General features: G+C 41.9%; 14 protein-coding genes. 8 read left to right on the top strand and 6 right to left on the bottom strand.

Annotation, left to right across the window (positions count from 1 at the left end):
- Window positions 1-99: 99 nt before the first annotated feature.
- Window positions 100-1,968, top strand: a complete 1,869-nt coding sequence (locus BMW86_RS30260) for an amidohydrolase (RefSeq protein WP_089787375.1) — start codon at window positions 100-102, stop codon at window positions 1,966-1,968.
- 58 nt (window positions 1,969-2,026) lie between these two features.
- Here BMW86_RS30260 and BMW86_RS30255 read toward each other — a convergent pair whose 3' ends face one another.
- On the bottom strand, window positions 2,027-3,580 hold the full coding sequence (locus tag BMW86_RS30255; RefSeq protein ID WP_177189444.1) for a family 43 glycosylhydrolase: 1,554 nt from the start codon (window positions 3,578-3,580) through the stop codon (window positions 2,027-2,029).
- A 166-nt stretch (window positions 3,581-3,746) separates the two neighbouring features.
- Here BMW86_RS30255 and BMW86_RS30250 point away from each other — a divergent pair, with 166 nt between their 5' ends.
- Together BMW86_RS30250 and BMW86_RS30245 are read left to right on the top strand one after the other, a co-directional pair.
- Entirely contained in the window at window positions 3,747-6,854 is a 3,108-nt protein-coding gene (locus tag BMW86_RS30250; RefSeq protein ID WP_089787370.1) for a ligand-binding sensor domain-containing protein, read from the top strand.
- Window positions 6,847-7,620, top strand: a complete 774-nt coding sequence (locus tag BMW86_RS30245) for a response regulator transcription factor (protein ID WP_089787368.1) — start codon at window positions 6,847-6,849, stop codon at window positions 7,618-7,620. Before BMW86_RS30250 ends, BMW86_RS30245 begins: the two co-directional genes overlap by 8 nt.
- 10 nt (window positions 7,621-7,630) lie before the next feature.
- On the opposite strand, the gene BMW86_RS30240 is transcribed toward BMW86_RS30245, so the two are convergent.
- The 4 genes from BMW86_RS30240 to BMW86_RS30220 all read right to left on the bottom strand — a co-directional run bounded on the left by BMW86_RS30240 (window position 7,631) and on the right by BMW86_RS30220 (window position 15,979).
- The gene (locus BMW86_RS30240) at window positions 7,631-8,986 is read right to left on the bottom strand and encodes an amidohydrolase family protein (protein WP_089787366.1); all 1,356 of its coding nucleotides are present in this window, start codon (window positions 8,984-8,986) and stop codon (window positions 7,631-7,633) included.
- A 759-nt stretch (window positions 8,987-9,745) separates the two neighbouring features.
- Window positions 9,746-12,322 carry a hypothetical protein gene (locus tag BMW86_RS30230; protein ID WP_089787362.1) on the bottom strand — a complete coding sequence of 859 codons (2,577 nt, stop codon included), beginning with the start codon at window positions 12,320-12,322 and terminating at the stop codon, window positions 9,746-9,748.
- A gap of 135 nt (window positions 12,323-12,457) precedes the next feature.
- Window positions 12,458-14,689 carry a glycoside hydrolase family 3 N-terminal domain-containing protein gene (locus BMW86_RS30225; protein WP_089787360.1) on the bottom strand — a complete coding sequence of 744 codons (2,232 nt, stop codon included), beginning with the start codon at window positions 14,687-14,689 and terminating at the stop codon, window positions 12,458-12,460.
- Between the two features lie 9 nt (window positions 14,690-14,698).
- Window positions 14,699-15,979 (bottom strand): glycoside hydrolase 5 family protein, encoded by a 1,281-nt coding sequence (locus BMW86_RS30220; RefSeq protein WP_089787358.1) that lies wholly within the window; start codon window positions 15,977-15,979, stop codon window positions 14,699-14,701.
- A gap of 210 nt (window positions 15,980-16,189) precedes the next feature.
- On the opposite strand from BMW86_RS30220, the gene BMW86_RS30215 reads away from it, so the two are divergent.
- The 5 genes from BMW86_RS30215 (at window position 16,190) to BMW86_RS30195 (ending at window position 23,383) form a co-directional block, all read left to right on the top strand.
- Complete coding sequence (locus tag BMW86_RS30215; RefSeq protein WP_177189443.1) at window positions 16,190-16,768, top strand: RNA polymerase sigma factor; 579 nt, start codon at window positions 16,190-16,192, stop codon at window positions 16,766-16,768.
- A gap of 73 nt (window positions 16,769-16,841) precedes the next feature.
- Window positions 16,842-17,969 (top strand): FecR family protein, encoded by a 1,128-nt coding sequence (locus tag BMW86_RS30210; RefSeq protein WP_089787353.1) that lies wholly within the window; start codon window positions 16,842-16,844, stop codon window positions 17,967-17,969.
- A gap of 54 nt (window positions 17,970-18,023) precedes the next feature.
- Window positions 18,024-21,293 (top strand): TonB-dependent receptor, encoded by a 3,270-nt coding sequence (locus BMW86_RS30205; protein WP_089787351.1) that lies wholly within the window; start codon window positions 18,024-18,026, stop codon window positions 21,291-21,293.
- A 3-nt stretch (window positions 21,294-21,296) separates the two neighbouring features.
- On the top strand, window positions 21,297-22,907 hold the full coding sequence (locus BMW86_RS30200) for a RagB/SusD family nutrient uptake outer membrane protein (protein WP_089787349.1): 1,611 nt from the start codon (window positions 21,297-21,299) through the stop codon (window positions 22,905-22,907).
- Window positions 22,908-23,116: 209 nt separating this feature from the next.
- Window positions 23,117-23,383: a DUF5518 domain-containing protein gene (locus tag BMW86_RS30195; RefSeq protein WP_089787347.1), complete on the top strand. Its 267-nt coding sequence runs from the start codon at window positions 23,117-23,119 to the stop codon at window positions 23,381-23,383.
- A 122-nt stretch (window positions 23,384-23,505) separates the two neighbouring features.
- Here BMW86_RS30195 and BMW86_RS30190 read toward each other — a convergent pair whose 3' ends face one another.
- A complete protein-coding gene (locus BMW86_RS30190) occupies window positions 23,506-23,862 on the bottom strand; it encodes a winged helix-turn-helix transcriptional regulator (RefSeq protein WP_177189442.1) in 357 nt (118 codons plus the stop codon).
- Between the last annotated feature and the right edge of the window lie 5 nt (window positions 23,863-23,867).

The following is a 23,867-nucleotide window of genomic DNA, read 5'->3' as shown; positions in this document are numbered from 1 at the left end:
ACCTTTAAATAAAATCTTAAGCCCTCAAAAACAATAATAAACGTTTGGTGTTATATGCTGTGTGCTCTTTGCTCATAAATAACCAAAACCTCAAATCACATGGAACACCACCACCATTCCTGCACACATTGTGCCTGTAACAATCCTATTATCACACTCTTAAAAGATGAGCTGTTCAGTCCGGAGAATTTTGCAAAGCTCCCTACCCAAAAGGCTGCTGCCAAAGAAGAACAATCCCAGCCGTTTATGGTTACAGGCGGCACTATCAGGCCAATGATCAACGGATCAGTTGAAACAGTACCAGCCATCGGCTTCGCAGATGGATACGTAGTAGCCACAGGAACAGAAGCAGAGGTATATGCATTCATGCAGCAGAATCATCCCGGCTTTGTCTCCAGGGAGTTGCCGGAAGGGAACACCTTACTGCCCGGGTTAATAGAACCACACGTGCATCTTGTACCCACAGCTATATTAATGGGCTGGGCCGATGTGGGAGGCTTTAATGGACAGGAATTGCGTGAAGGTTATGATATAGCTTCAGTGAGCGAGATCATCAGGAGTGGTGTAGCTAAACTAACAACGAACCACTGGTTCCTGGGAGCAGGCATTGATCCGGCTTTAATGCCCTTGCAAAAAAATAATAAGGAGCTAATAACTATAGACATAGATCTATTGGATAGCATTAACGACACCGCGCCGGTAATGTTAATCAGTGCTTCAATGCATACACTTTATCTGAACACGCCCGCGCTGCAGTTAGTATGGGACAATCCGGCAAACTTCCACACATTAAACGGTTATTTCTCATTCAACGAATACAGACGTCAAACAAAAGGGCAATTGCAGCAAGCCGCGGGTATGGACCCGGCCATGCAAACAATCCCTCCGCTACAGAAAGCTGCCATGTTCCTGAAGTCATTCATCTATCTGAAAGAGATTTTCGATACAGCCAATTCGAGAGGAGTGACCTTTATGTATGATGCAGGCATGACCGATGGCCTGAAATCATTACTGGATGCTTATTTAGCAGTGAACACAGCTACTGTACGCATTGGCGCCGCCCAGGTATGTAATGAAATAAAAGATGCGGAACAGTTACCGCCATTTACTCCTCCTACAGATTACAAGAATGTCTATATCTCGCACGTAAAAGTAATTACGGATGGTTCCAATCAGGGATTAACAGCCTATCAGTCTGAACCGTATTTATGTAACCCAAAAGACAACTATGGTATATATAATTTCGGGGGAAAAGATGATACAAAGCCACAGCAGCCACCAGTGGATTTCGAAGCCCTGATGGAAATTATTATCAAAAAGAAAGGCTGGCCTGTAATGATCCACGCAAATGGTAACCTGGCCGTTCAGTTTGCCATTAAGGCGTTTCAGGAATTTATTCCCAGACCTGTAACGGGCGTACGGCATAGAATAGAACACTGCTCTTTAACAACCCAGGATGACTTAAATACAATGAAGCAACTGGAGGTCTCTCCAAGTTTCCTGATTGGCCATGTAGGTTATTGGGGATATGCTTTCCAGGAAGCTATCTTCGGAGAAAAATCAAGTATGCTTGATCTTTGTAATAGTGCGATAAAAGCAGGTATGCAGATAACACTACATAGTGATAATCAGGTAAGCCCACTGGGGCCTTTGAGAATGATGGAGCAATCCGTTACCCGCAGAATGGAGGCCGATCCTAAACGCGGTATCCTCAATGCACCTGAACGCATTACGCACGAACAGGCATTAAAGGCAATCACCTACGATGCTGCATGGCAATGTAATGCAGAACAGTGGACAGGCTCACTGAAAGTAGGCAACTTTGCAGATTTTGTTGTACTGCAGCAAGACCCGCTTACTATGATAGATCCATATATGAAAATGCGAAATATCGGTGTGCTGGAAACCTGGGTAGGTGGTTCACTGGTGTATGGAAGCACAGTGAGTCAGGAAGTTAGTATGGCCTAAAACCAAGACTCAATAGAAACAGCCCGTCTGTAATGGCGGGCTGTTTTATAAATTACATTTAGTCACCTATCGGAATGGGGATGTTAACACCTGTTGCTCCGGCTACGCCAAAGTTTGGTGATCCATCTGCATTCCAGGTTAGTTTTTGCATTCTTGGTTGTCTGCCTCCGCTTGGAGTGGCGGCTACACTGCGCGCATGATATACAAACCAGTTTTCGGTATGCACCACATCGTTTGCATCGGTATAACTACTGGTAAAAAATCCGTTGTGCCCTGGTCCATAAACATTGTTAGCATCATTTCTGACAAACACCTGCTTCTTATTTATCCAGTCGGCCGCAACCAAGGGATCACCTCCGCTTTTTAACTGTATCTGCCCCAGGCAATAATTGTCACTCGTGTAACGGCTTGCTGAAAATATAATGAATACCGGGCTGCTGTCATCTTTCTGCAGCATGATGGGACCTTCATTAACGCCAACTCCTATTGAATTGGGTTCATATTTTTCCCAGGTATTGGTAGGCGATGATATTGCTACCCTGGTACCGTTGAGGCTCCATGGGGTATGCATGGAAGCAATGTATATATATTGTTTATATTTGGTAGCTACATTCTCCCAACCCGACCATATGAAGTAATGTTTTGTATTAACGGTCAGTACCGAACCATCAATAGCCAATTGATCAGTTGAATCAGATATCTTTCCTTTGAATGTCCATGTTCCGGTTGTTGGATCAGCATTGGGATTCTCCAGCACGAACATACGGTGAGTATCACTCGATACTCCATCATCAGCAGTGAAATAAATATACCACTTGCCTGAAAGGAAATATAATTCAGGCGCCCATATATTAGATGAATACGCTGTACCTGTGGGAGGAGTCCAGACGGTGGTTTCAGGCACAGTCGCCAGTAATGACATAGATGCGGTTTTCGCAATGGTTATTCTATTGCCTTTAGTACACAGGAAATAATAATATCCATCTTTTTGCGCTATGTAGGGATCAGGACGGCTGTTAGTACTTAAAGGATTCTGAAAATTGAGGTTCCGAAATTCAAAGAGATCCTGTGTGCCTGTTACACTACTTTCCTGTCTGATTTTTCTACCTGGTACACTATCTTCAGGATCAACAACCATTTTCATGCCTGTTTCCTTGTTGGTCAGTGAAAAAATATTGTTACTGCCGGAATAGCCAATTGCCCAACGTTGTGCATCAGAGCCATCATCAGTACCCTGCTGTAATGCCTCTCCCGAAGTTGCCGATGGCGACTGGAGGCATTTACTACTGGTAACATTGACCAGCTTATAATAAGTAGCATCGGTTTTTATAAGTTTCCATTTCTGTCCGTTATTGGGAAACCATCCCCATTGCTGAATTTTTGCACCGTCAGCAGTTGTGTTTCCGGTAACTTCAACTACCGGGCCGGCTGGTAATGAAGAGAATCCCCTGATGCGATAGATGCCACTATCCACCAGTGTTCCCAATGCAGGTGCAATGCCAAGCGTCGTGGGGGGACTTAACTTCGTAATACTCTCCGATTGCTTTTTTTGACAACCGGCCGCCAGCAATGCGATGGCAATAGCCGTTGTAGTAAATAACTCTTTTTTCATAGGATATTTTTGATTTAGTGCCATTCAAAATAAACGAATAGATAGTGCATAATCTGTTCAACTTTTTGTCGATTTATCTCACCCTATTTACAAATAATTGATTTTCAATCACAGGGAAATTCGTTCATTTCCAAACCGGACATTTGTTTATATTTGAATTAACGTTATGCAATTATTCCCTCATGCCATTTTTGTAAGCCTGATATTACAGCTTGCCACACTATCCTGTTGTGGGCAATATTATTTTACACACTATCAGGTTGATGATGGATTAGTACACAACTCAGTGATGTCCATTTTACAGGATAGTAAAGGTTTCATGTGGATTGGTACCAGAGGAGGATTAAACCGTTTTGACGGTTATACATTCAAAACTTACAAAAACAAAAAGAACAAATTTGGCAGTATAGGGAATAATGTGATAAACGTTATCTCCGAGGATAAAAACGGCATGTTATGGATTGGTACAGGTAAGGGTATTTTTATGTATAATCCCTGTAACGAAGTTTTTACTCCACTTGACAACGCCCCGCCAACATACATCAGCCATCTTGTGATTGACAGCGACAATAATTTATGGTTCCTCGCTAATTACTCCCTCTACAAATATGATCAGAAGCAGAAAAAAGTTGAAGATTTAAAACTACATGCTTCCTGTGTGGCTATTGACAGCAGCAGAAATTTGTGGGTGGGAAATGACGATGGCGTCATCAGCATCTATTCACAGCAAAAGGATGTTCGGATAATTGATCAGCATATACCCGCAAATATGCGATCTATCAGCAAAATATGTCCCGTCAGTGATAAAGAAATTCTGGTAGGGTGTTTTAAACAGGGATTGAAAAGTTATAACACTAAAACAGGTACAATTACATCATTACCTCTTCGCAACAATGATAATACCGATGTATATGTACGTGATATCACTGCGGGCAGTAATCAGCATTACTGGATAGCTACTGAATCAGGTATATATGTATACGACCTGCCCACCAACACAAGCCAGCATTTACGAAAACAGATCAGTGATCCTTATTCTCTCTCAGATAACGCTGTTTATACAATATGCAAAGACAATCAGGGTAGTATGTGGGCCGGTACTTTTTTTGGTGGCTTAAATTATTATTCGGCAGAGAATGCCCGGTTTGAAAAATATTATCCCCTGCAAGGCACTAACTCCATATCAGGCAACGCTGTGGGAACAATTTGTCCTGATACCAGAGGCAACTTATGGATTGGTACCGAAGATGCAGGTATCAATAAGTTCAATGTAAAAACAGGGAAATTTACCCGTTATGCTGCAACGGGAAAAAAGGGTGCTATCTCCTACCCCAATATCCATGGTCTTTTAGCATTCGATAATCAGTTATTCATTGGTCCGTTTTTACATGGTATGGAAATAATGGACACACGCACCGGAACAGTGACTGACCGCTTTCAGTTTATTGGTGACAAAAACAGTGATTTTGTACTTCGTTTCTATCTCACAATGGATAGCACCTTACTGGTTGGTACTGCATATAATGGCTCGGGGTTATTTCTTTATGACAGGAAACACAAAACATTCAGTCGTGTTAAACAAATACCCTATAACTCGTATGTTTTTGACATCACTGAAGACAAACAGGGAAATATCTGGACTGGCAGTGTATCGCAAGGTGCTTTTTACTATAATCGTAAAACCGGCAAACATGGTAATATCCGCTTTGGCGATAAGCAGCTCAATGAATTTCCTGTGTATAATATTTTTGAAGACAGCAATCACTCACTATGGTTTGCAACTGCCGGCGGTGGCCTGATAAAGTTAAATCCAGACCGGAAAACCATTAAAAAATTTACAATAGAAAACGGCTTACCCAGTAATGCAGTGTTCTGTATCCTGGAAGATAATTCGAAACACTTATGGATAAGTTCACTCAGAGGTCTTATCTGTTTTGATTTACGCACCGAACAGTGTAAGACTTATACGCAATCGAACGGGCTCATAACAGATCAGTTCAATTACAATTCGGCCTACAAAGACGCTACCCGAAAAATGTATTTCGGATCTGTGAAAGGAATGATCGCCTTTAACCCCGCCGATTTTGGCACCAAAGACGTATCTCCGCCAATTTACATTACCGGGTTTCAGATAAACAATAAAGATTCAATTCTATTTACAGATACCATTGTGCTGACCCACGATCAGAATAATTTCAGTATTGAGTTTGCTGCACTGAATTACTCTTCCGCCAGGGCCACCAGGTATAGATATTTCATGACCGGGGTAAATAAAGACTGGACATATCTTAACACCAACAGAAACGCCTATTTTACAAACCTGGCACCAGGGAGCTATACGTTTACAGTACGCGCAGAAAGTAATGTCGGCAGCTGGGCTGGTAAAGAACGGCGCCTGTTTATCAGCATTTTACCCCCCTTCTGGAAAAGCAATACTGCTTACTTTTTATATATGCTGATTTCAGGAGCCATTTTGTTCCTGCTGATCCGCTATTATCATAGTTACCTGAACAATAAAAACCTCGTTAAACTCCGGCTATTTGAACACGAAAAAGAGAAAGAAATTTATCAGTTTAAAATTGATTTTTTCACCAACATTGCACACGAAATTCAAACACCCCTGACCCTGATTGTAGGGCCAGTCGAAAGATTGCTAAAAATGGCAGAGGACCAGCCGAATATTAAAAAGAGCCTGTTGATGGTGCAGAAGAATGCAAACCGACTGACAGACCTTACCGGGCAGTTGCTGGATTTCAGGCAGACCGAAATAGAACAGTTCGGATTAAACTTTGTAAACGCAGACATTAATAAACTGCTCACAGAACAAACAGATTCATTCAGAGAACTTGCTAAAGAGAGCAAAATAAGTCTACATACAGATCTTCCTGAAATCCATATTATGGCATTTGTAGACAGGGAAGCGTTGATTAAAATATGCGGTAACCTGATCTCCAATGCCATTAAGTATGCAGCATGCTGGGCTACTATAAAGATGGCTCCCCTCAATGCCGGCGACGAAAAATTTACAATTATTTTCAGTAACGATGGGAAAGGGATCCCGGCCGAATTTCAGGAAAAAATCTTTGAGCCATTTTTCAGGCTCAACAACAAGGAAAAGCCAGGAACAGGCATTGGATTACCTCTGGCCAGGTCGTTAACAGAATTACATAACGGATCTTTAGAGTTGGTTTCGGGTAGTATCAATGAAATCGTTTTTGTATTAACATTACCGATACATCAAAAATTCGAGTTTAATCTGAATAACTATGACTGAAAGCATTTTAATTATAGATGATAACCAGGATATCCTGGAATTTCTATCAGAAGTTTTAGGTGATACTTATAAAGTACATCGGGCAGAAAATGCTGAAAACGCGCTGCGGGTTCTGGATACAGAAATGATACATCTCATCGTATCAGACATTATGATGCCGGGGATAGATGGGTTTGAACTATGTCAGGTGGTCAAATCAAATGTTGAATACTGCCATATTCCGATCATATTACTGACGTCCAAAAACACTCATCTGTCACATATAAAAGGGCTGGAGGCCGGCGCTGACGCTTATATTAAAAAACCTTTTTCTCCCAGATTCCTTCAGATACAAATTACCAATTTGCTTAATAACCGCTTAAAGATAAAAACTCATTTTGCGGGTTCGCCATTTGAAGATGTGCGGGTGATGGCTCACTCAAAAACGGATGAAATTTTCCTGAAAAAACTGGATGATTATATTCGTAAAAATATCAGGGATACTCAAATGGATATTGATATGCTGGCAGAACATATGAATATGAGCCGGCCCACTTTTTATCGGAAAATTAAATCTCTTTCTGCTTTATCACCCAAAGAACTGATTGATATCACCCGGCTCAGAAAGGCAGCCTGCCTTATTGCTGAAAATGAGTTTAGTCTGGCTGAGATTTCCAGGATGGTCGGTTACAGTACTCACAGTCTTTTTAGCAGGAATTTTCAAAAGCATTTTAACGCGTCTCCCCAGGAATACATGAATTCACTGCCCAGAATTTCCACACAATAGATGTTACAGGTTACATTTTTAAAACGACACCATCTTTAATAATTGTCTTGTCAGTTAGAAAGTTTTTATAATTGTCAAAAGGGCTATTGTTCCAAATAAGTAGATCGGCTTTCTTTCCTTTTTCAATCGAGCCATATTTGTCATCAATGCCCAAAGCAGTTGCCCCATTTATAGTTGAGATCTGTAGAATTGAAGGGACTGTAAATCCATATTTAGCCAACAGTAGCTGCTCGGAGATTATTGCCTTGCCGCCATTAGGCCAGTCAGTGCCAATCCGGAGTATTATTCCTTTGTCAAATGCCTGTTTGACATAGCCCATAAATATTTTAAAATTCTCCCGGCACCTGGTTAATTGCGCTTCGGATAAAGAGGTATCCATCTTGTTAGTAAAATAGGTCAACCCAAACGGCTCGGCCATCAGGTGGATCGATGTAGAAAATGTCGCATTGCTTTTTGAAAGCTTGCCGATCAATGTATCTATCGCTGCCGGCTTTTTGTCATGGATAAACCGAAACATTTCCAACCTCTCCAACTGGCCGTTCGCATGGCCCGGGCCGTAATATTTTTGCATATCCAGACTGAAATCTTTGCCATCATTTCGCATATACAGAACGCTGTTCACCAAAGTTAATATATGTTCATAGTTGCGTAAGCCAATAGTTAATGCAGTATCTATAAACATGATATTCTGGTCAACATGCCCGTAAATTCTCATTCCCAGGCTATCAGTCGTCTTAAACGCCGCTTCAAATTCCGGTCTACGCAGCTTCCAGTAAAGTTTGATATGCCTGATGCCCAACTGTTGGTAGGAGATCACCTTTTGTTTTGCAGCCCAGGGAGATTCCACAATAACATGATTAATATAAGGTTTGCGGCCTTCGTTTGAAACGAATGCCCCGCCTACGGTATAGATATCCAGAAGATTTGGTTGAGGATCATTATGCCAGTTAATTATCTGCGGTAACCATTTTTCAGATTGTCCCATGATCATTGCGATGGTCACCCCATAAGGCAAATAAATATCGGAAAGTCGTTTTCTATAAACTTCTAAAGAATCTTTGGAAAAATACTCAGGTAAGGGCCCATAGCTGCGATAAACATCAGTGGGATGAATATGTGTGTCTACAAATCCCGGAGTTACCAGTTTCCCCTGGGCGTCGATCGTATTCATAGCAGTAAAGCTTTTCTGACCGCTGGTTACGTTCGAAATAATACCATCTTTTATGAGGATCGTTTGGTTTGATACAAGGGCCCCTGTTCTGCTGTTAAAGACTTTTGCATTCTTTATAACCAGGTCAAATCTTTTTGCCTGCCCAAAGGAAGTAAGTGTGACAAGAAAAGCCAGTGTAAACGTAAATAATTTCATAATCGTGAAGTGGGTCTAGAGTTGTGCAAAATGGGTTGAAATACAAATCTCGTGAATTTTACCAATATTAAAAGTTTGGGTAACGTCTCAGTTTGATTACATAATCTTCGTGCCAGATGTTATTGATCAATAACATCTATACTCCTAAACACTTTATACTGCGTTTCTAAGTCTTTGGTTTATGCATTGATAGTCAAAGTACATGCAAATAAGAGAGTCGCAACGGAAAGGGCTAAAAAGATCGTTTTCAAGTTTTTTTCTCAAGAAAAGAAAAATCTTTCAAATATTATAATTATCCAAAAATCAACAACAGTCATGAAGAACACGATCATGCACGATTACAAATGTCATCCATAACACAACCAGGATTGACAGCAAATTAATAATTGTGAAAGTCGTATAATAATTTCTCCGGAAATCATCGGACCTGCCAGTAATTTTTTTAGCGTAAAACTTAGAAGCAATTGGAATCAGGGCCACTAATAATAACACAATAATCCCCGGATAAAGACCGGTGATTGTAATGCCAAGAATGCTGAGTACTGCTACCATAAGGGTTAATACCATTGATATAGAGGTAACAACGCTAAATGTTTTCATTTTGATAATAATTTAGGATTGTAAAAATCATTCGATAACATAAAGATACAAAAGCACTTTGAAATACAAAGTTATTTTTTCAACCCCTGAGTCAAAATGGCGAAACGCCGGAGATTGATCTCCGGCGTTTCGCCATTTTATAGCCCCTGGGATTAGATTTTAATATCCACAAGCCCTTACACACTCCCCGTTCAGCAGGAAAAATTTATTCAGCTGATTTTCCTGTTTCTTCTGCCATTTGTTCTCTATATCTTTTTTCAGATTATCCAGACTGCTGGATGACAATACCCAGTTTAAGGGTACCTGACTACCAGACGTACTTAGACAAAGTTGGATAAACTTACCATTCAGCTTTTTTTCTGTAAATCTTTCAAGCTGAGCCATTGCGGTACTGGTACGTCCTATCCTCGTATTGTAAATTCCGGTTACGACTTCCAGCATTTCATTGCCAACACTGAGATCTTTAAAATCATCATCTTTATCATCCCCAAACCGCAATACAAAAACAAACGGCACAACTTCATCATTTTTGAAATACTTAGAATTCTCTTTCAGGGACTCAAGTATCTCAAGCATTGTTCCGGCCCCTGTATTTTCAACATAACCACCATCTACATAATGTAATTTAAAGTTCTCATTCTGCATGAGATTTGCACCAGGAGAGAAAAGCGGGAACCGGGAACTGAAGTTGATCATCGTGCTGAAATTAATGCCGCCCTTTATTTTGGTGTTAAACAGATCTCTTTCATCAGAAAAACACATCTCCTTATCAGGTTTCACATTACTCAACCAGCATTGTTTTCCGCTCTCAACTTCAGTCGTATTAATGAACATTGCAGGATGCAAATGGTCATTATTATAGAGTCCCAGATAATCATCAGAGAATATGTCTGTAGCATTGGGGAGTATAGTTCTCATAAAACCTTTCTCCCAGCTTTTCTCCAGTGCAATAGCCCGGTCAAAACGTTCAATATGAAAAGGAATAAAAAGATTCAAAAAATCGCCATAAAACATTTTACCAATTACCGGCGACAAATAATCCTGGTCAAAAAATGCTTGTGTAAGCTTAGACAACGAATCTGCCTTCCATTTCTCAGACGGGACCAAATAGGCAATCGCATTAAAAAATGCCAATCCCAGTGAACCTCCTGAAACTCCGGAGTAAGCATAGATAGACTTTTTAAAATCATTACCTCTCTCCTGTTGCCACATCTTCTTTGCGTTATAGTCTATGACATAAGTAGCCGGCTTGTTAGAGTCCATTGCAGCCTTGTCCATACACAGAGCTTTTTTATAAAGGAAAGAGTCCTTGACCCGAAGAAAATTATCCTGCAGGAAACTCAGCGTCTGAGCAGCAAATGCACCTGTCCTCAATGCGCCACCTTCTGCACAGACAAAAATAACCGGGTATCTCACTTTCTGGTATGGAGTATCTTTAATCCAGTTAAACTTGTACATTGAGGAAACAGAATCCTCTTTATATTTTTCAAACCATTTGTCAAAATGAGAAGATAATACGGGCCTGTTATCGGTAAGGCCATGTTCATTATACCGAACCGGGTGATCATTATTAATTAATGAGCTTATCACTAATAATACACATAGTAAAAACCGCAACGAGAATTTACTATTACGCAATATGGCATGATCCAGGTATAATATACCTGCATAAATTCCACCCCAGCAGGTAAACGCAATAATGACCAGTCCGGGAGAACCAATCACTTCATAATAAGACAATGGCAGCAAACAAATAATAATAAAAATGGTAAGGCTTGCAAATACTATTATTTTTAACTGTAAATGCAGGGTTTTATAAAACGAAATGGGAATGCGGTAAATCCATTTATACTGTTCATCTTCCTGCTCGTTGTGCTCTGAAAATGATAATGGTTCAAACTCTTCCGGCACCATTGCTTCCTTAACCATATTCGCCGGCTGCTGCAGGAACTTCATACGCCCGGTATCATCCAGCCGGAGAAAATTATCTGAAAAAACAATAAACGGCGGATTTATTGCTGAAGAAAAATTAGAAGGTTTACGCAATGTAAAAACATAATCATTATAGATCCCAATCAGTTTATTACACCATTTGTTTTCAATTGCAGGTAACTCCATCAGAGAAAAGATCCTCAGCGACATCAGTCCTTTTTTCTCCTTTGAGAAGTATGCTTTCGCGACAACATTCAGCACCAGATAAAGACAAGCCACCGGCACGCCAAAACCTATTTTCTTCTCAGTTGGCTCAAGTGAGCTTTCATTCAGATAGTTGATCAGGAATCCGGTAAAAAGAATCAAAAATGGCGTGAGCAAAAACATCTGGGCCACTAACTTCTCCACTGCTTTTTTCCACTCTATCCGCTCATCAGACAAACTCTTTCCTGAATTATCTGTCACGTAGATCGCATACCGGCAACCATATTCGGATACCACACTCCAGATAAATGCGCCGATCAACATAGAGATAAGATTACCAAACCGGTGCTGAACAGCTATTTCCTCCACCACTATCAGTAATACATCTCTGCCCTGTGGTAATATTGTAAAAACAAAAAAGGCGACGATATTAAGTACTGAAAACATTCCTGAACTTCTCACAATACTGAAAAAGTCTGCAACCAGGTGACGCCATGGAATATTATCCATTTTTGAGAATAGGTCGGCAAATATTTCATAGAAATGAAAAAACAATAAGCCGAATAAACTTTTCAGCGCTTTAAATACCCAGTTTTGCATGTGTGGATTTTATAACAAGGCAAGTTATATCGTTACACGCTTCGTAACAATACCAACTAGTTTGTATTTTTAGCACTAAAAAGAAAGGCTATCTCATACTGAGACAGCCTTTCCTGTATACAGTTTTAAGCAGGATCACTCATATTTGAAAGCGGTTTTCAGACCTCCTACAGAAACGGAGAAATCACCAGGTTCTGTAACCCGTTGTAATTGTGCATTAATAAAGGAAAGTCGTTCTTTATCTATTGTGAAAGAAACTGTTTTGGTCTGCCCCGGCTGAAGGTCAATTTTCTCAAATGCCCGTAAACGCTTTACCTCAGGAGTGATAGAAGCTACTTCATCACTTACAAACAGTAATACGGTCTCTTTACCTGCTATTTTACCTGAGTTGGTCACATCAACTGATACAGTAATAGCTTTAGCATCTGTAAGTGTTGTATTGCTCAGTTTCAGGTTGGAATAAGAGAATTGAGTATAACTTAATCCATATCCAAATTCCCACTGAGGATTAAATCCTGCCATTTCATCAAACTTCAGTGTTTCAGTATATTTATGATAATAGTTTATCAGGCTGTTGGTAGAACGAGGATAAGTATAAGGCAGTTTCCCGGAAGGATTGATCTTACCTGCCAGCACATCTGCAATCACGTTTCCGCCTTCATTTCCTGACAAATAGGAATGAAGTACGGCAGCACTGAGTGGTTCTATAGAAGATATAATACGCGGACGGCCTTCTGTCAGTACAAACACAATCGGTTTTCCTGTAGCAGCTAAAGCGCGGGTAAGTTCAATCTGAGAATCAGATATCCTTAAATCTCCGATATTGCCAGGTGTTTCAGTATAGCTGGTTTCGCCGATACAAAGTACGATCACATCAACATTGGCAGCCTTCGATACTGCATCCTGAATATCCAGTGTTTTATCAAAACCGGCTCCTTCACTATATTGTACATTAGCAGCACCAAACACATGCTGAATGGCTTCCAGGATAGTGTTCTTATCCTTTTCAGTTTCATCACTGGTAGTACCCTGCCAGATACGTGACCATCCACCATTTAAAGAACGCATTGAATTGGCAGCAGGACCGGATACCAGGATCTTTTTGCCCGGAGTCAATGGAAGAATGTTATTGGTATTTTTGAGTAAAGTGATACATTCAGCTGTCAGGTCGTAGTTCAGTTTATTATGAGCTACACTGTTAAACAATGGATAGTCCTGGGATTTGCCGACCGGGTTCTCAAAAAGACCGGTTTCATATTTTACTCTCAGGATCCTTTTTACCGCATCATCGATACGTGACATAGGGATCTTCCCTTCTTTTACCAGTTCGATTAAATCGGCTGTAAAGGTATAATCAGTAGGGACCATACTCATGTCGATACCGGCATTAATAGCGATCATTACAGCTTCTTTATTGTCCTTTGCCACTCTGTGACGCAGATAAAGATATTGGATATCCTGCCAGTCGCTTACTACCAGTCCCTGGAATCCCAGTTCACCTTTAAGGATATCGGTTAAAATGTGTTTGTTGGCATGTACAGGCACCCCATTGATCTCGGCGCTGTTTACCATTACACTCTTTGCACCGGCTTTTACAGCAGCGGCAAACTGAGGAAGGAAGTATTCACGCATTTCCCTTTCAGGTATCCAGGCAGGAGTACGATCATGTCCGCTTAAAGGCATACTATAGCCCATATAATGTTTAAGACAGGCTGCAACATGGTATTTGTCGGTCACTACATTATCTCCCTGGTATCCCTGAACCACGGCTTTGCCCATTTCACTGATAAGGTAAGGGTCTTCACCATATGTTTCCCAGATACGGGGCCAGACAGGCTGGCGTCCAAGATCAAGCACCGGACTAAAATTCCAGGGAATAAAAGAAGCGCGTGTTTCATAAGCAGTTACTTCAGCAGCCTTTTTAGCCATTGCGGGATTAAAGGAAGCAGCCTGCGCGATCTGCTGAGGGAACATCACTGAATTTGATGTATAATTATTTCCCCTGATGGCATCAATTCCATACAGTACGGGGATTTTAAGGCGTTCCTGGAGTGCAATTTTCTGGATAGTTTCTATCCTGTTCCTCCAGACCTCTACTGTTTGTGCATTACCTCCTACATTGAGAATAGAACCTACTTTATATTTTTTGATCGCTTCCTCTAATTTGGCTATATCAATTTCATGAGGTTCGTTCAAAACACCATTCGTAGTTTTAAGGAAGGCTTCCACACTGATCTGAGTCATCTGTCCCGCTTTTTCTTCGAGTGTCATTTTCGCTAACAGGGACTCCACTTTCTGATCGATCGATTGTGTATAACCATTGAATGAGGCCGCAACAATTGCAACTAATAAGAGTACTTTTTTCATAACTGATATTTAATTTATTGTATAGGTGCGGATGATTTTCCAGGTGATGTTATCAGAATCGAAGACGGAGTTTAAACCCTGTTCTTCCTGTGGGGGATCACCCATCAGATCATCTCCTTCTTTCCAGAATATTTGTCCGGGAACCGGCCTCGCAGTTCCTGCAAATGCCCAGAAACTACATCCTGCGATCACTCCTCCCTGTTTCCGGCTTCTTGCCCATTCAGCAAAGACGGCATCGTACATTTTATCACGTGAATAACTGGAAGATGCCGGATCAAACGAATGATTGTCACGAGGCAGGCCAAACTCTTCTACTACCAGTGGTTTATTCAGTTCACTGGCGATTTCTTCATGTTGCCTGATGTATTGTTGTGTTTTTGAAATCAATACGGGCAGACTGGCTGCAATACTGGTATCCTTAAACCATCCCCAGTTCTTGGGCCAGATATGTATGGTTAAATAATCGACTTCTTTGGGCTGATGAATTTCTTTAAACAGGTCCGCAGATTCATCTGTACCCATAATTCCTTCTGTACCCAGGGTTACCAGGTGATTGCGGTCTATCGATTTGATCAGTTTGGCTACGGAAGAGGTCCACTGTTTGTACTTGTCCACAGCAGTGGTGAGCATAGGTCGTGGCTCATTTGCCAATTCCCAGGCCATTATAGAGGGTTCATCAATATACTTATGTTTAGTATATTCATTTACATGATTCAATACCAGTCGTAACTGATTCTCATAATCCTTCTGACAAGGCCCGCAGGAATAGAATTTACTGGTATTCTCCCGAAGGTCATCCCAGTTCAGCTTACTCCGCATGACTGAATCAGTAATGACCCCATTCCAGTTGAGGTACTGTAAAAAGCCACCGCTCCATTCCCAGTTATTACTCAGGAACAATACGGCATACATCTTCCTTTTACCCATTTCGTACAGGAGGAAGTCAAGACCACCCAATATCTCCATATTGAATTTCCCCTGCTCAAACTGGAAGGCTGGTTTTACCCGCTCTACTCCATTTACCAGTCCTTTTCCCTCTGTTCCTACCAGTATCCGCAGGTTGTTCACCCCCTGACTCTTCAGGAAATCCAACTCTTTCTTTAACCGTTCTTTACCATTTTTCTGCAACGCCAGCAAACCACCGTACCAATAGTTAGTACCAATATAGTAGTAAGGCTTATTGTTAAGAGAGAACTGATGCCCGGACCTTGTTATAAATCCCTTTTGAGCCGTAGCGGTGCCTGTACATAACGTGATGATTAAAATAACATTAAGTGAAAAACGTGGCATTACTTTTTATAATTAGTTAAGCTTTTCAAAAGTATGCTAACTTATGCCACAGGTATAGTACTTTTTTATCTATTTCATTGCGTTTAATTCATATACAGATTCACCCTGACAGGCATTTCATACAATCTACCATCAGCTTTTATCAATTCACTATCAGGTTAGTTGCTATCTTTTTGGTATTTTGGTAATCATCATCTAGAATTCCAGTTATTGATTAACCCAGCAAACTTCCACGATGAAACAGGACTCCTGAGAGGATTGTCCGCCGGCGATCAGACAGCCTTTAAAGCGCTGTATGATAAATACCATCATGCGCTGTACCGTAAAACTTACCAGATACTTCATTCCTCTCCGGAAACGGAAGATATCGTCCAGGAGGCATTTATTACGCTCTGGGAGAAGCGCAGAGAGATTGATATAGCCAGACCATTAGGCCCCTGGCTTTTTACCATTACATTTAACCGTGCGATTAATCTTCTAAAAAAGGAGTTACGTGAAAAAAGAAAAGTGGCAGAAGCCATCCTGCAACCTATTATCGATAATGATTTCCTGACTGCCGAAAAACAGTGGGAGTTACTGGAAACTGCCATCAGCCAGTTATCCCCGCAAAAAAGGCGCGTATTTGAGCTTTGTAAGATGGAAGGCCGCACATATGAAGAGACTTCACAGCTGATGGGTATTTCCAGATATACCGTAAAGGAATACCTGGGAGAAGTTATGTATACCCTAAGGGAGTACATACGTAAGCATACTACCCTGCTTCTTTTCCTGCTGATGAAAATTCTTTAAAAAAATCCTCTCTTCTCCCCCCCCCTTTTATTATTACCAGTTGTATATAATATAGATAAAGATACCCAGGCATTTGAAAAGCGATCAACAAAGATTAAAAGAGATCCTCTCGTCACCGCACCGCAGTGCGGAAGATGAACAATGGCTGCAATCATACCTGGAATCTACAGATGCTACGGAACTCCGGGAGCAGGCAGCAGACATTTTTCAGGAAAACCTGCAGCAGGGGAACCGTTTGCCACAGGATACTTCCATGCGTATGTGGGATAAGATCCAGCAACGGGTTGATACACGTCATTACCGGAAATACCGGTGGCTTGCAGCAGCCGTACTTGTCCTTGCAGTGATAACTTATCCACTGCTGCCAAAACACCAGCCAAAGCCCCTGGCTGTGATCACAAAGCCTGGCGGCAACAAAGCAGTGTTGACTCTTGCAGATGGCTCCAAAGTAGTATTAACCGATACCGGTAGCCAGGTGATCAAAACCGGCAACATGGCTATTCAGCAAAAGAAGGGTGAATTACAGTATGAGAGCCAGAGCAATGAAGCCAATGCATTTAATGAGCTTACGACGCCCCGTGGTGGTGTATTCCAGGTAAGCTTTCCTGATGGCAGCCATGCATGGCTCAATGCAGCCTCATCTCTTAAATACCCATTAAAGTTTAAGGATAACCGAACAGTAATACTGAACGGACAAGCATACTTTGAAATTGCACCTGACGCTAAACAACCTTTCATTGTAAAAACAGGTGAAATGGAAGTACAGGTATTGGGGACCAGTTTCGACATTATGGCCTACAACGACGAACAGGTAGTGAACACTACTCTGATAGAAGGGGCGGTAAAAGTATTACAGGGAAATACATCTGCCTTACTACACCCCGGACAACAATCAAAACTGAACCCTGCCACCGGAAAAATGGAAGTACAAACTGTTAACCTGGAAAATGTACTGGCCTGGCGCAATGGAAGATTTGAACTGGAAAATACCGACTTGCCTGCTTTCCTGCGGCAACTGGCAAGATGGTATGATATAGAGATCGCTATCGAGGCTCCGGCAAACGAGGTAGCCGTTAAGAAATTCGGTGGCCAGATAGGCAGAGACATGAATCTGCAGGACGTACTAAAAATACTAGACCTGTACGGAGTTGAGTGCAAACTTGAAAACAGAAAACTTACTGTCCTCTCCGTTCATTCCTAAACAACCAAAATTACCGGCACCCAATGTAAAATCAACTATAAATTCCACTAGTCTATGCATCCGTATTACTTCACCGGAGCACCGCGCACAGCGGCGCCCAAGACATCGCCATGCCATAACCGGCAATCGATTGCAAATAAACACATTACTTCTATCCTCCTGCTGCTGGCAATGATGAATATCTATGCAAGCGGTATTTCCCAGAACATCACTATTACTGTTAAAAACGAACCGTTAAAAACAGTGCTGAAAAAAATTGCTAAACAGGCAGGCGTATATGTTGTGTATGAAGAAAAAGAACTGGTTACTATTGCTCCTGTATCATTACAGGTAAAAAATGTTTCACTAAAACAGGTACTGGACCTGTGTTTCAATGATCGGCCACTGAGCTATAGCATCATCGGCAAAACGATGGTGGTAAAGAAAAAGGAGCTTATCAAAGACAACTTTCCGCCGGAAAAGCTTCTCAGAGTACTGGGACGTGTCCTGGAAGCCAAAGATCCTCCCGGGCCCCTGGTAGGTGCTACCATTAAAGTGACAGGCACTGGCAAAGGTATCACCACAGATGGGGACGGAGTTTTTGAACTACATGTACCCAAAGGCAGCACACTGGTGATCTCCATGATCGGCTATAAGCCACAGGAGTACATCGTGAACCAGGAACAGGTAAACCTGATCATCTCCCTCAGAGAAGATCTTAAGACTTTAGACCAGGTAGTAGTAACGGGCTTTAGCACACAGAAAGTAAAAAATATAGCCAGCTCTGTTAGTATCGTTAATATGGAGAATGTGAAAAACAAACCCGTTGCGCAACTCTCCCAGGCACTTCAGGGTGGCGGCACTGGTATTATGGTGTCTCAGTCCACCGGGCTGGTAGGTGGTGACCAGGCAGACATCCGCATACGTGGTGTAGGTACACTCCTGAATGCGGCTCCACTGGTGCTGGTGGATGGTGTACCATTTGACATGAATAACCTGGACCCTAATACCGTTGAAAGTATTACAGTATTGAAAGATGCAGCTTCGGCTTCCATGTACGGCGCCAGGGCAGCCAATGGCGTTATCATCATTACCACCAAACGTGGCGTTGCCGGGGTCCCCAATATTGAATACAACGGATACTATGGTATTCAACGACCTCAATACATGCCCGACTTTGTAGATGCTGCCACCTGGATGCAAATGAACAATGAAGCGATGAAAAATTCCGGCGGAAATCCGATCTACAGCGATTCTACCATACTCATGACGCGAAACGGCAGCGATCCCGTTAAATACCCTAACACCAACTGGCCCGACCTGGTATTACGCAAGGCCATTCCAATACAGCAACATTCCATCCTGGTTTCCGGTGGTAATACCGCAGCACGGTTCTCCCTCTCCATCAATCAAACATGGCAGCAGGGACATGTGAAAAACTCCGATTACAGTCGGACCACTGTACGTGCCAATACTACCGTAGACCTTACGAAGAACTTCTTCATTTATATGGACCTTTTTGCTTCACGCAATGTTCAAAATCAACCCTATGCTACTAACAGGTATACCACCGATATCTACCGGCGCACCTACACCATACCACCAAATATCATTTCAAAGTATCCAGTGAAAGAGGATAATCCTGATTACACTTACTATGGTATTTATGGTGAGAGCTGGAATCCTGTAGCCATGCTGGAAAAAGGTGGTACCCTCAGCAAAACAAGAGATGAGGCTTTACTCAACATACGCCCGCAATGGAATATCCTGCCAGGACTCAGCCTGAAAGGACAAGCCAGCTACCGCATAGCATCTGGTATCGACAAGGCAGACCAGGAATCTTATATCTTCTTTGACTACTATACCAATCGCACTGCCGGCGTAAACTATCCGACGGTTAAAACCGCCACGCTTACAGCCAGGGAAAGCTATCTGTACTTTGGGGGTAACCTGGACTACAATCACGATTTCGGCAAACACAATGTAAATGCTATCGCTGGTTATACACAGGAACTACGCACTTATGACTCGTGGAAAGATGTGGCACTGCGTTCAATATTTGCGAAAGTATTTTATACCTACGACGACCGCTACTTGTTTGAAGCCGGCTTGCGCCGCGATGGCTCTTCCCTGTTCGGCAATGATAAAAAATGGGGCATATTTCCTTCTGTTGCTGCCGGCTGGAATATAGACAAGGAAAATTTCTTCCATGTTAAGTTCCTTGACGCCTGGAAACTCAGAGGTTCCTGGGGAGTGCTGGGTAATAATAACGTAGATCCATATCTCTATCAAACAACCATCGACCCCAATAATGGTACAGAAACCGTAATTGGCAACCCCAACCTGAGCTGGGAAAAAGTAAAAGAACTGAATGTTGGTACAGATATACATTTTAAAGCAGGTATCAGTATCACTGCTGAATGGTATAACAAACTGACTACCGACATGATCATCACACCACAGCCTAACTACACGTCTGGTACTGGTATTGGCACCGGCAACAACGGAGCCCCTGTTAATGTAGGTAGCGTGAGAAACCGAGGACAGGAGATCAAAATATCTTACCACAAATCATTTGGCAATAACTTCAGCGTTGACGCAGGCATAGGTTATAGTAAGAATAAAAGTCAGATTATACATCTCACCAACAATGGTCAGCCAATCATCAGCGGCAATACCATCATGTATGAGGGTGGCGCCTTAAAAGAGTTCTATGGTTATGCCACACAGGGATTACTGCAGCAGACTGATATCGATAATACTAAGATCCTTAAAATGAATGGTCAGGCAGCGGGTGATGTTCACTTTATAAATACCAATGGAGATACCATCATCAACAACCTCGACCGGGTACCACTGGGTAATACAGAACCTACTGATATCTTCTTCTTCAACCTTGGTTTCAATTTTAAAAACATAGACTTCCAGACTTTATTATCGGGAGAATCCGGCGCCCCGTTATTTTACAGCGGTAACCTGGCCATACCATTGAATATTGGCGGGGAAAGCGGTACTCCGCAAAAATCGCAGCTGGATTACTGGACGCCGCAAAACACAGGCGCCTCACGTCCGCGACTGACACCCACACCAGGCACCAACGCCAACTTCTCCAATTTCTGGCGTGTAAGCGGCAAATACATGCGTGTTCGTTATATACAACTGGGTTATACACTGCCTGCACCTGTAGCCAGAAAAATAAGGGCTAAAATGCTGCGTGTGTACTTCAATGCACAAAATGTATTCACCTTCTCGAAAGTAAAATTGTTTGATCCGGAAAGTGGCGGTGATCAGAATACAGTGCCATTACTGAAGACATACACTTTCGGTCTTAACCTTAAATTCTAACTCATGAAACCTATTCATATCTCTCTGCTATTGTTAGTCCTCCTTTGGGGCTGTTCCAAAGATTACCTCAACAGGGACAATCCTACTGCTTCCACCGATGAAAAATGGTGGCGGCTGGAGTCCGACCTTTTCAATTACCTGGAAGTAATCTATCTTAATCAGATGTCACCTGGTGCCTTGATTACTTCTTCTTCCTACCAGGCAAACTGCCGCATGCATATGAGCGGCATCACAGACGAATCAGTATTCCGGGCCAATTTCGGTAGCTGGAACAGTTATCCATTGGGGGCAGTTACAGCAACAGATAGTTACCTTTCCGATATTTATCGTCAGAATTATAAAGACATACGTAATGCTTCCCGCATATTGGAAAACTACTCACGCATCTACATGGAAAATGCGGTAGTGAAAGAGCAACGTGCTGCAGAGGCAAGGGCGCTGCGGGCAAGGGCACACCTTAACCTGTTTCTTTTCTTTGGCCCAATACCTATTGTGAGTAAAAGCCTGGACCCGGAAGAAGGTGCCTCTGTACCACGCAATACGCAGGAGGAAGTAGTAAATTTCATTACTGCCGAATTAGATTCTGCCGCGGAAATACTACCTGCCTCCTATCCTACCAGTGATGCTTACCGCATTTCAAAAGGAGCCTGTTATGCCATGCAGGTACAATTATTTCTCAGCATAAAAAATTATGCAAAGGTGATCGAATATGCCAGGAAACTTATTAGTCTGGGAGTATATGACCTGCACTATAGTACCACCCCTGGAGTTAACAGTTATGCGCAATTATTCACCTATGATGCACTGGAAAATAAGGAACGTATTCTCTTCCGCCGTACCGGTAACTCCGGTGCATTTTTCAGACTGGCACCCAAAAGCCTGTCCGGGCAAGCCTGTAACGGCCCTACGGCAGCCATGGTAAATACTTACGAAACACTGCAGGGCCAAACATTGCAGGAACTGGGAGCCGACAGTCTGGCCTATTACTGGAAAAATCCCCTGTACAAAAATAACAGAGATCCGAGGCTGGCGGCTAGTGTTCTTTTCCCGGGACAAACATTTGTAAACCGTCTGCTGGACCCCTTCACCGCAGGATCAGTGGATCAGCTGGGGGCAACACAATCTACACAAACCGGTTTCTGGGTAAAGAAATACCTAGATGCCAAAGATGTGTCCCGCAATAATGCCGGTACATTAAACTTTACGATCACACGCTACGCTGAAATATTACTGAGTTATGTAGAAGCACTCGTAGAATCAGACGACTGGCAAAATCCGGATGTGTTGCTGTATCTCAATAAGATCCGCAACAGGGCAGGCATGCCTGATGTAAATACTGCAGTGTATAATACACAGGAAAAAATACGCGAATTATACCGCCGGGAAAGAAAAGTAGAACTGGCATTTGAAGGCACCCGCCTGTTTGATATACGCCGTTGGAAGATAGGAGAAGAAGTGTTGAAAGGACCGGCAATGGGCGCTATCAATCCCAACACAAACCAGCCGGTAATTGTGGAAAACAGAATATTCGATCCTGAACGCGATTACCTCTGGCCTATTCCACTGGTAGAAATCAATGGCAATCCTGCAATGAAGCAGAATCCAAAATGGTAATCTGATTTTACTCTGTAAATCAAATAAAAAAAGTACACTCCGGTGCAGATAAAACAGACAATCCACCCTGCTAGCGGATTGTCTGTTTTATCTGCGCCTTTTTCGTCCTCATATGAAAACATATTGAAAAATTAGTATATTACAAAAGAACTATTGTAATGAATAGATCAACAATATGATAAGATAATTTAACACTAAAAAACTTTACTATGTTTCAACTAGGGGGCTCAGAACTTTTATTGATTTGTGCAATTATTGGAGGAGTGGTTGGCTATTTTAAACGAAATAAAAATAGAAAAAACGGCGCTCTTATAGGAATTATTCTGGGAGTAGTGGGTTCTATAGCTATAACTATATTACTGATAACTTTCTTATTTCAATCATACCTGGCAATGCCTGTTTATGCGATTTTCGGCGCCTGGCTTTTTAATTATATCTGGTCTAAATTCCAAAAAGAAGAAGAACCTGTTAGTTAGGTAATCTTTTGCTTCATTAAGTGTATAATTAGTGGAAAGGTCTGAGAAAATCTCTGACCTTTCTTTTTTCGTGTTCATCTGAGCCTATATAACACCATTTATAATGATCCTCCTGGATTCTTCTATTTCTTTCCGATAACTTCCTTTCGGTGTGCCATTCCCCATTCCGTCAGATTGTTAACTATCGTCTTTAACGTTAGGCCATGTTCTGTAAGTTCATACTGAACAGTCACCGGTTGCGTGTCTAAAACAGTTCGTTTGATCAGTTTGTTTACCTCCAGATCCTTTAATTCTTTGCTTAACATTTTGTTGGAAATACCAACTACATCATCCAAAATGTCAGAAAATCTTCTTTTGTTATAATGGCAGATAGATGAGATGATATAAATTTTCCATTTCCCGCTCAGCACGTCCATAGCATCATGCACAGCCATCATTTCTTTTTTGCGATCTGTTTGAAAATCTGTTTTGCACGTCATAAGTT

The sequence above is a fragment of the Chitinophaga sp. YR573 genome, assembly GCF_900110995.1.
Classification (GTDB): Bacteria; Bacteroidota; Bacteroidia; order Chitinophagales; family Chitinophagaceae; genus Chitinophaga.
Note: the sequence above shows the minus strand (reverse complement) of the source record. Positions and strands in the feature narration are given on the sequence as shown.

Excerpts from the sequence above, each read along its gene's own strand:
- BMW86_RS30260 (WP_089787375.1), top strand. The coding sequence starts at position 100 with ATGGAACACCACCACCATTCCTGCACACATTGTGCCTGTAACAATCCT.
- BMW86_RS30255 (WP_177189444.1), bottom strand. The coding sequence starts at position 3,580 with ATGAAAAAAGAGTTATTTACTACAACGGCTATTGCCATCGCATTGCTG.
- BMW86_RS30250 (WP_089787370.1), top strand. The coding sequence starts at position 3,747 with ATGCAATTATTCCCTCATGCCATTTTTGTAAGCCTGATATTACAGCTT.
- BMW86_RS30245 (WP_089787368.1), top strand. The coding sequence starts at position 6,847 with ATGACTGAAAGCATTTTAATTATAGATGATAACCAGGATATCCTGGAA.
- BMW86_RS30240 (WP_089787366.1), bottom strand. The coding sequence starts at position 8,986 with ATGAAATTATTTACGTTTACACTGGCTTTTCTTGTCACACTTACTTCC.
- BMW86_RS30230 (WP_089787362.1), bottom strand. The coding sequence starts at position 12,322 with ATGCAAAACTGGGTATTTAAAGCGCTGAAAAGTTTATTCGGCTTATTG.
- BMW86_RS30225 (WP_089787360.1), bottom strand. The coding sequence starts at position 14,689 with ATGAAAAAAGTACTCTTATTAGTTGCAATTGTTGCGGCCTCATTCAAT.
- BMW86_RS30220 (WP_089787358.1), bottom strand. The coding sequence starts at position 15,979 with ATGCCACGTTTTTCACTTAATGTTATTTTAATCATCACGTTATGTACA.
- BMW86_RS30205 (WP_089787351.1), top strand. The coding sequence starts at position 18,024 with ATGCATCCGTATTACTTCACCGGAGCACCGCGCACAGCGGCGCCCAAG.
- BMW86_RS30200 (WP_089787349.1), top strand. The coding sequence starts at position 21,297 with ATGAAACCTATTCATATCTCTCTGCTATTGTTAGTCCTCCTTTGGGGC.
- BMW86_RS30195 (WP_089787347.1), top strand. The coding sequence starts at position 23,117 with ATGTTTCAACTAGGGGGCTCAGAACTTTTATTGATTTGTGCAATTATT.
- BMW86_RS30190 (WP_177189442.1), bottom strand. The coding sequence starts at position 23,862 with ATGACGTGCAAAACAGATTTTCAAACAGATCGCAAAAAAGAAATGATG.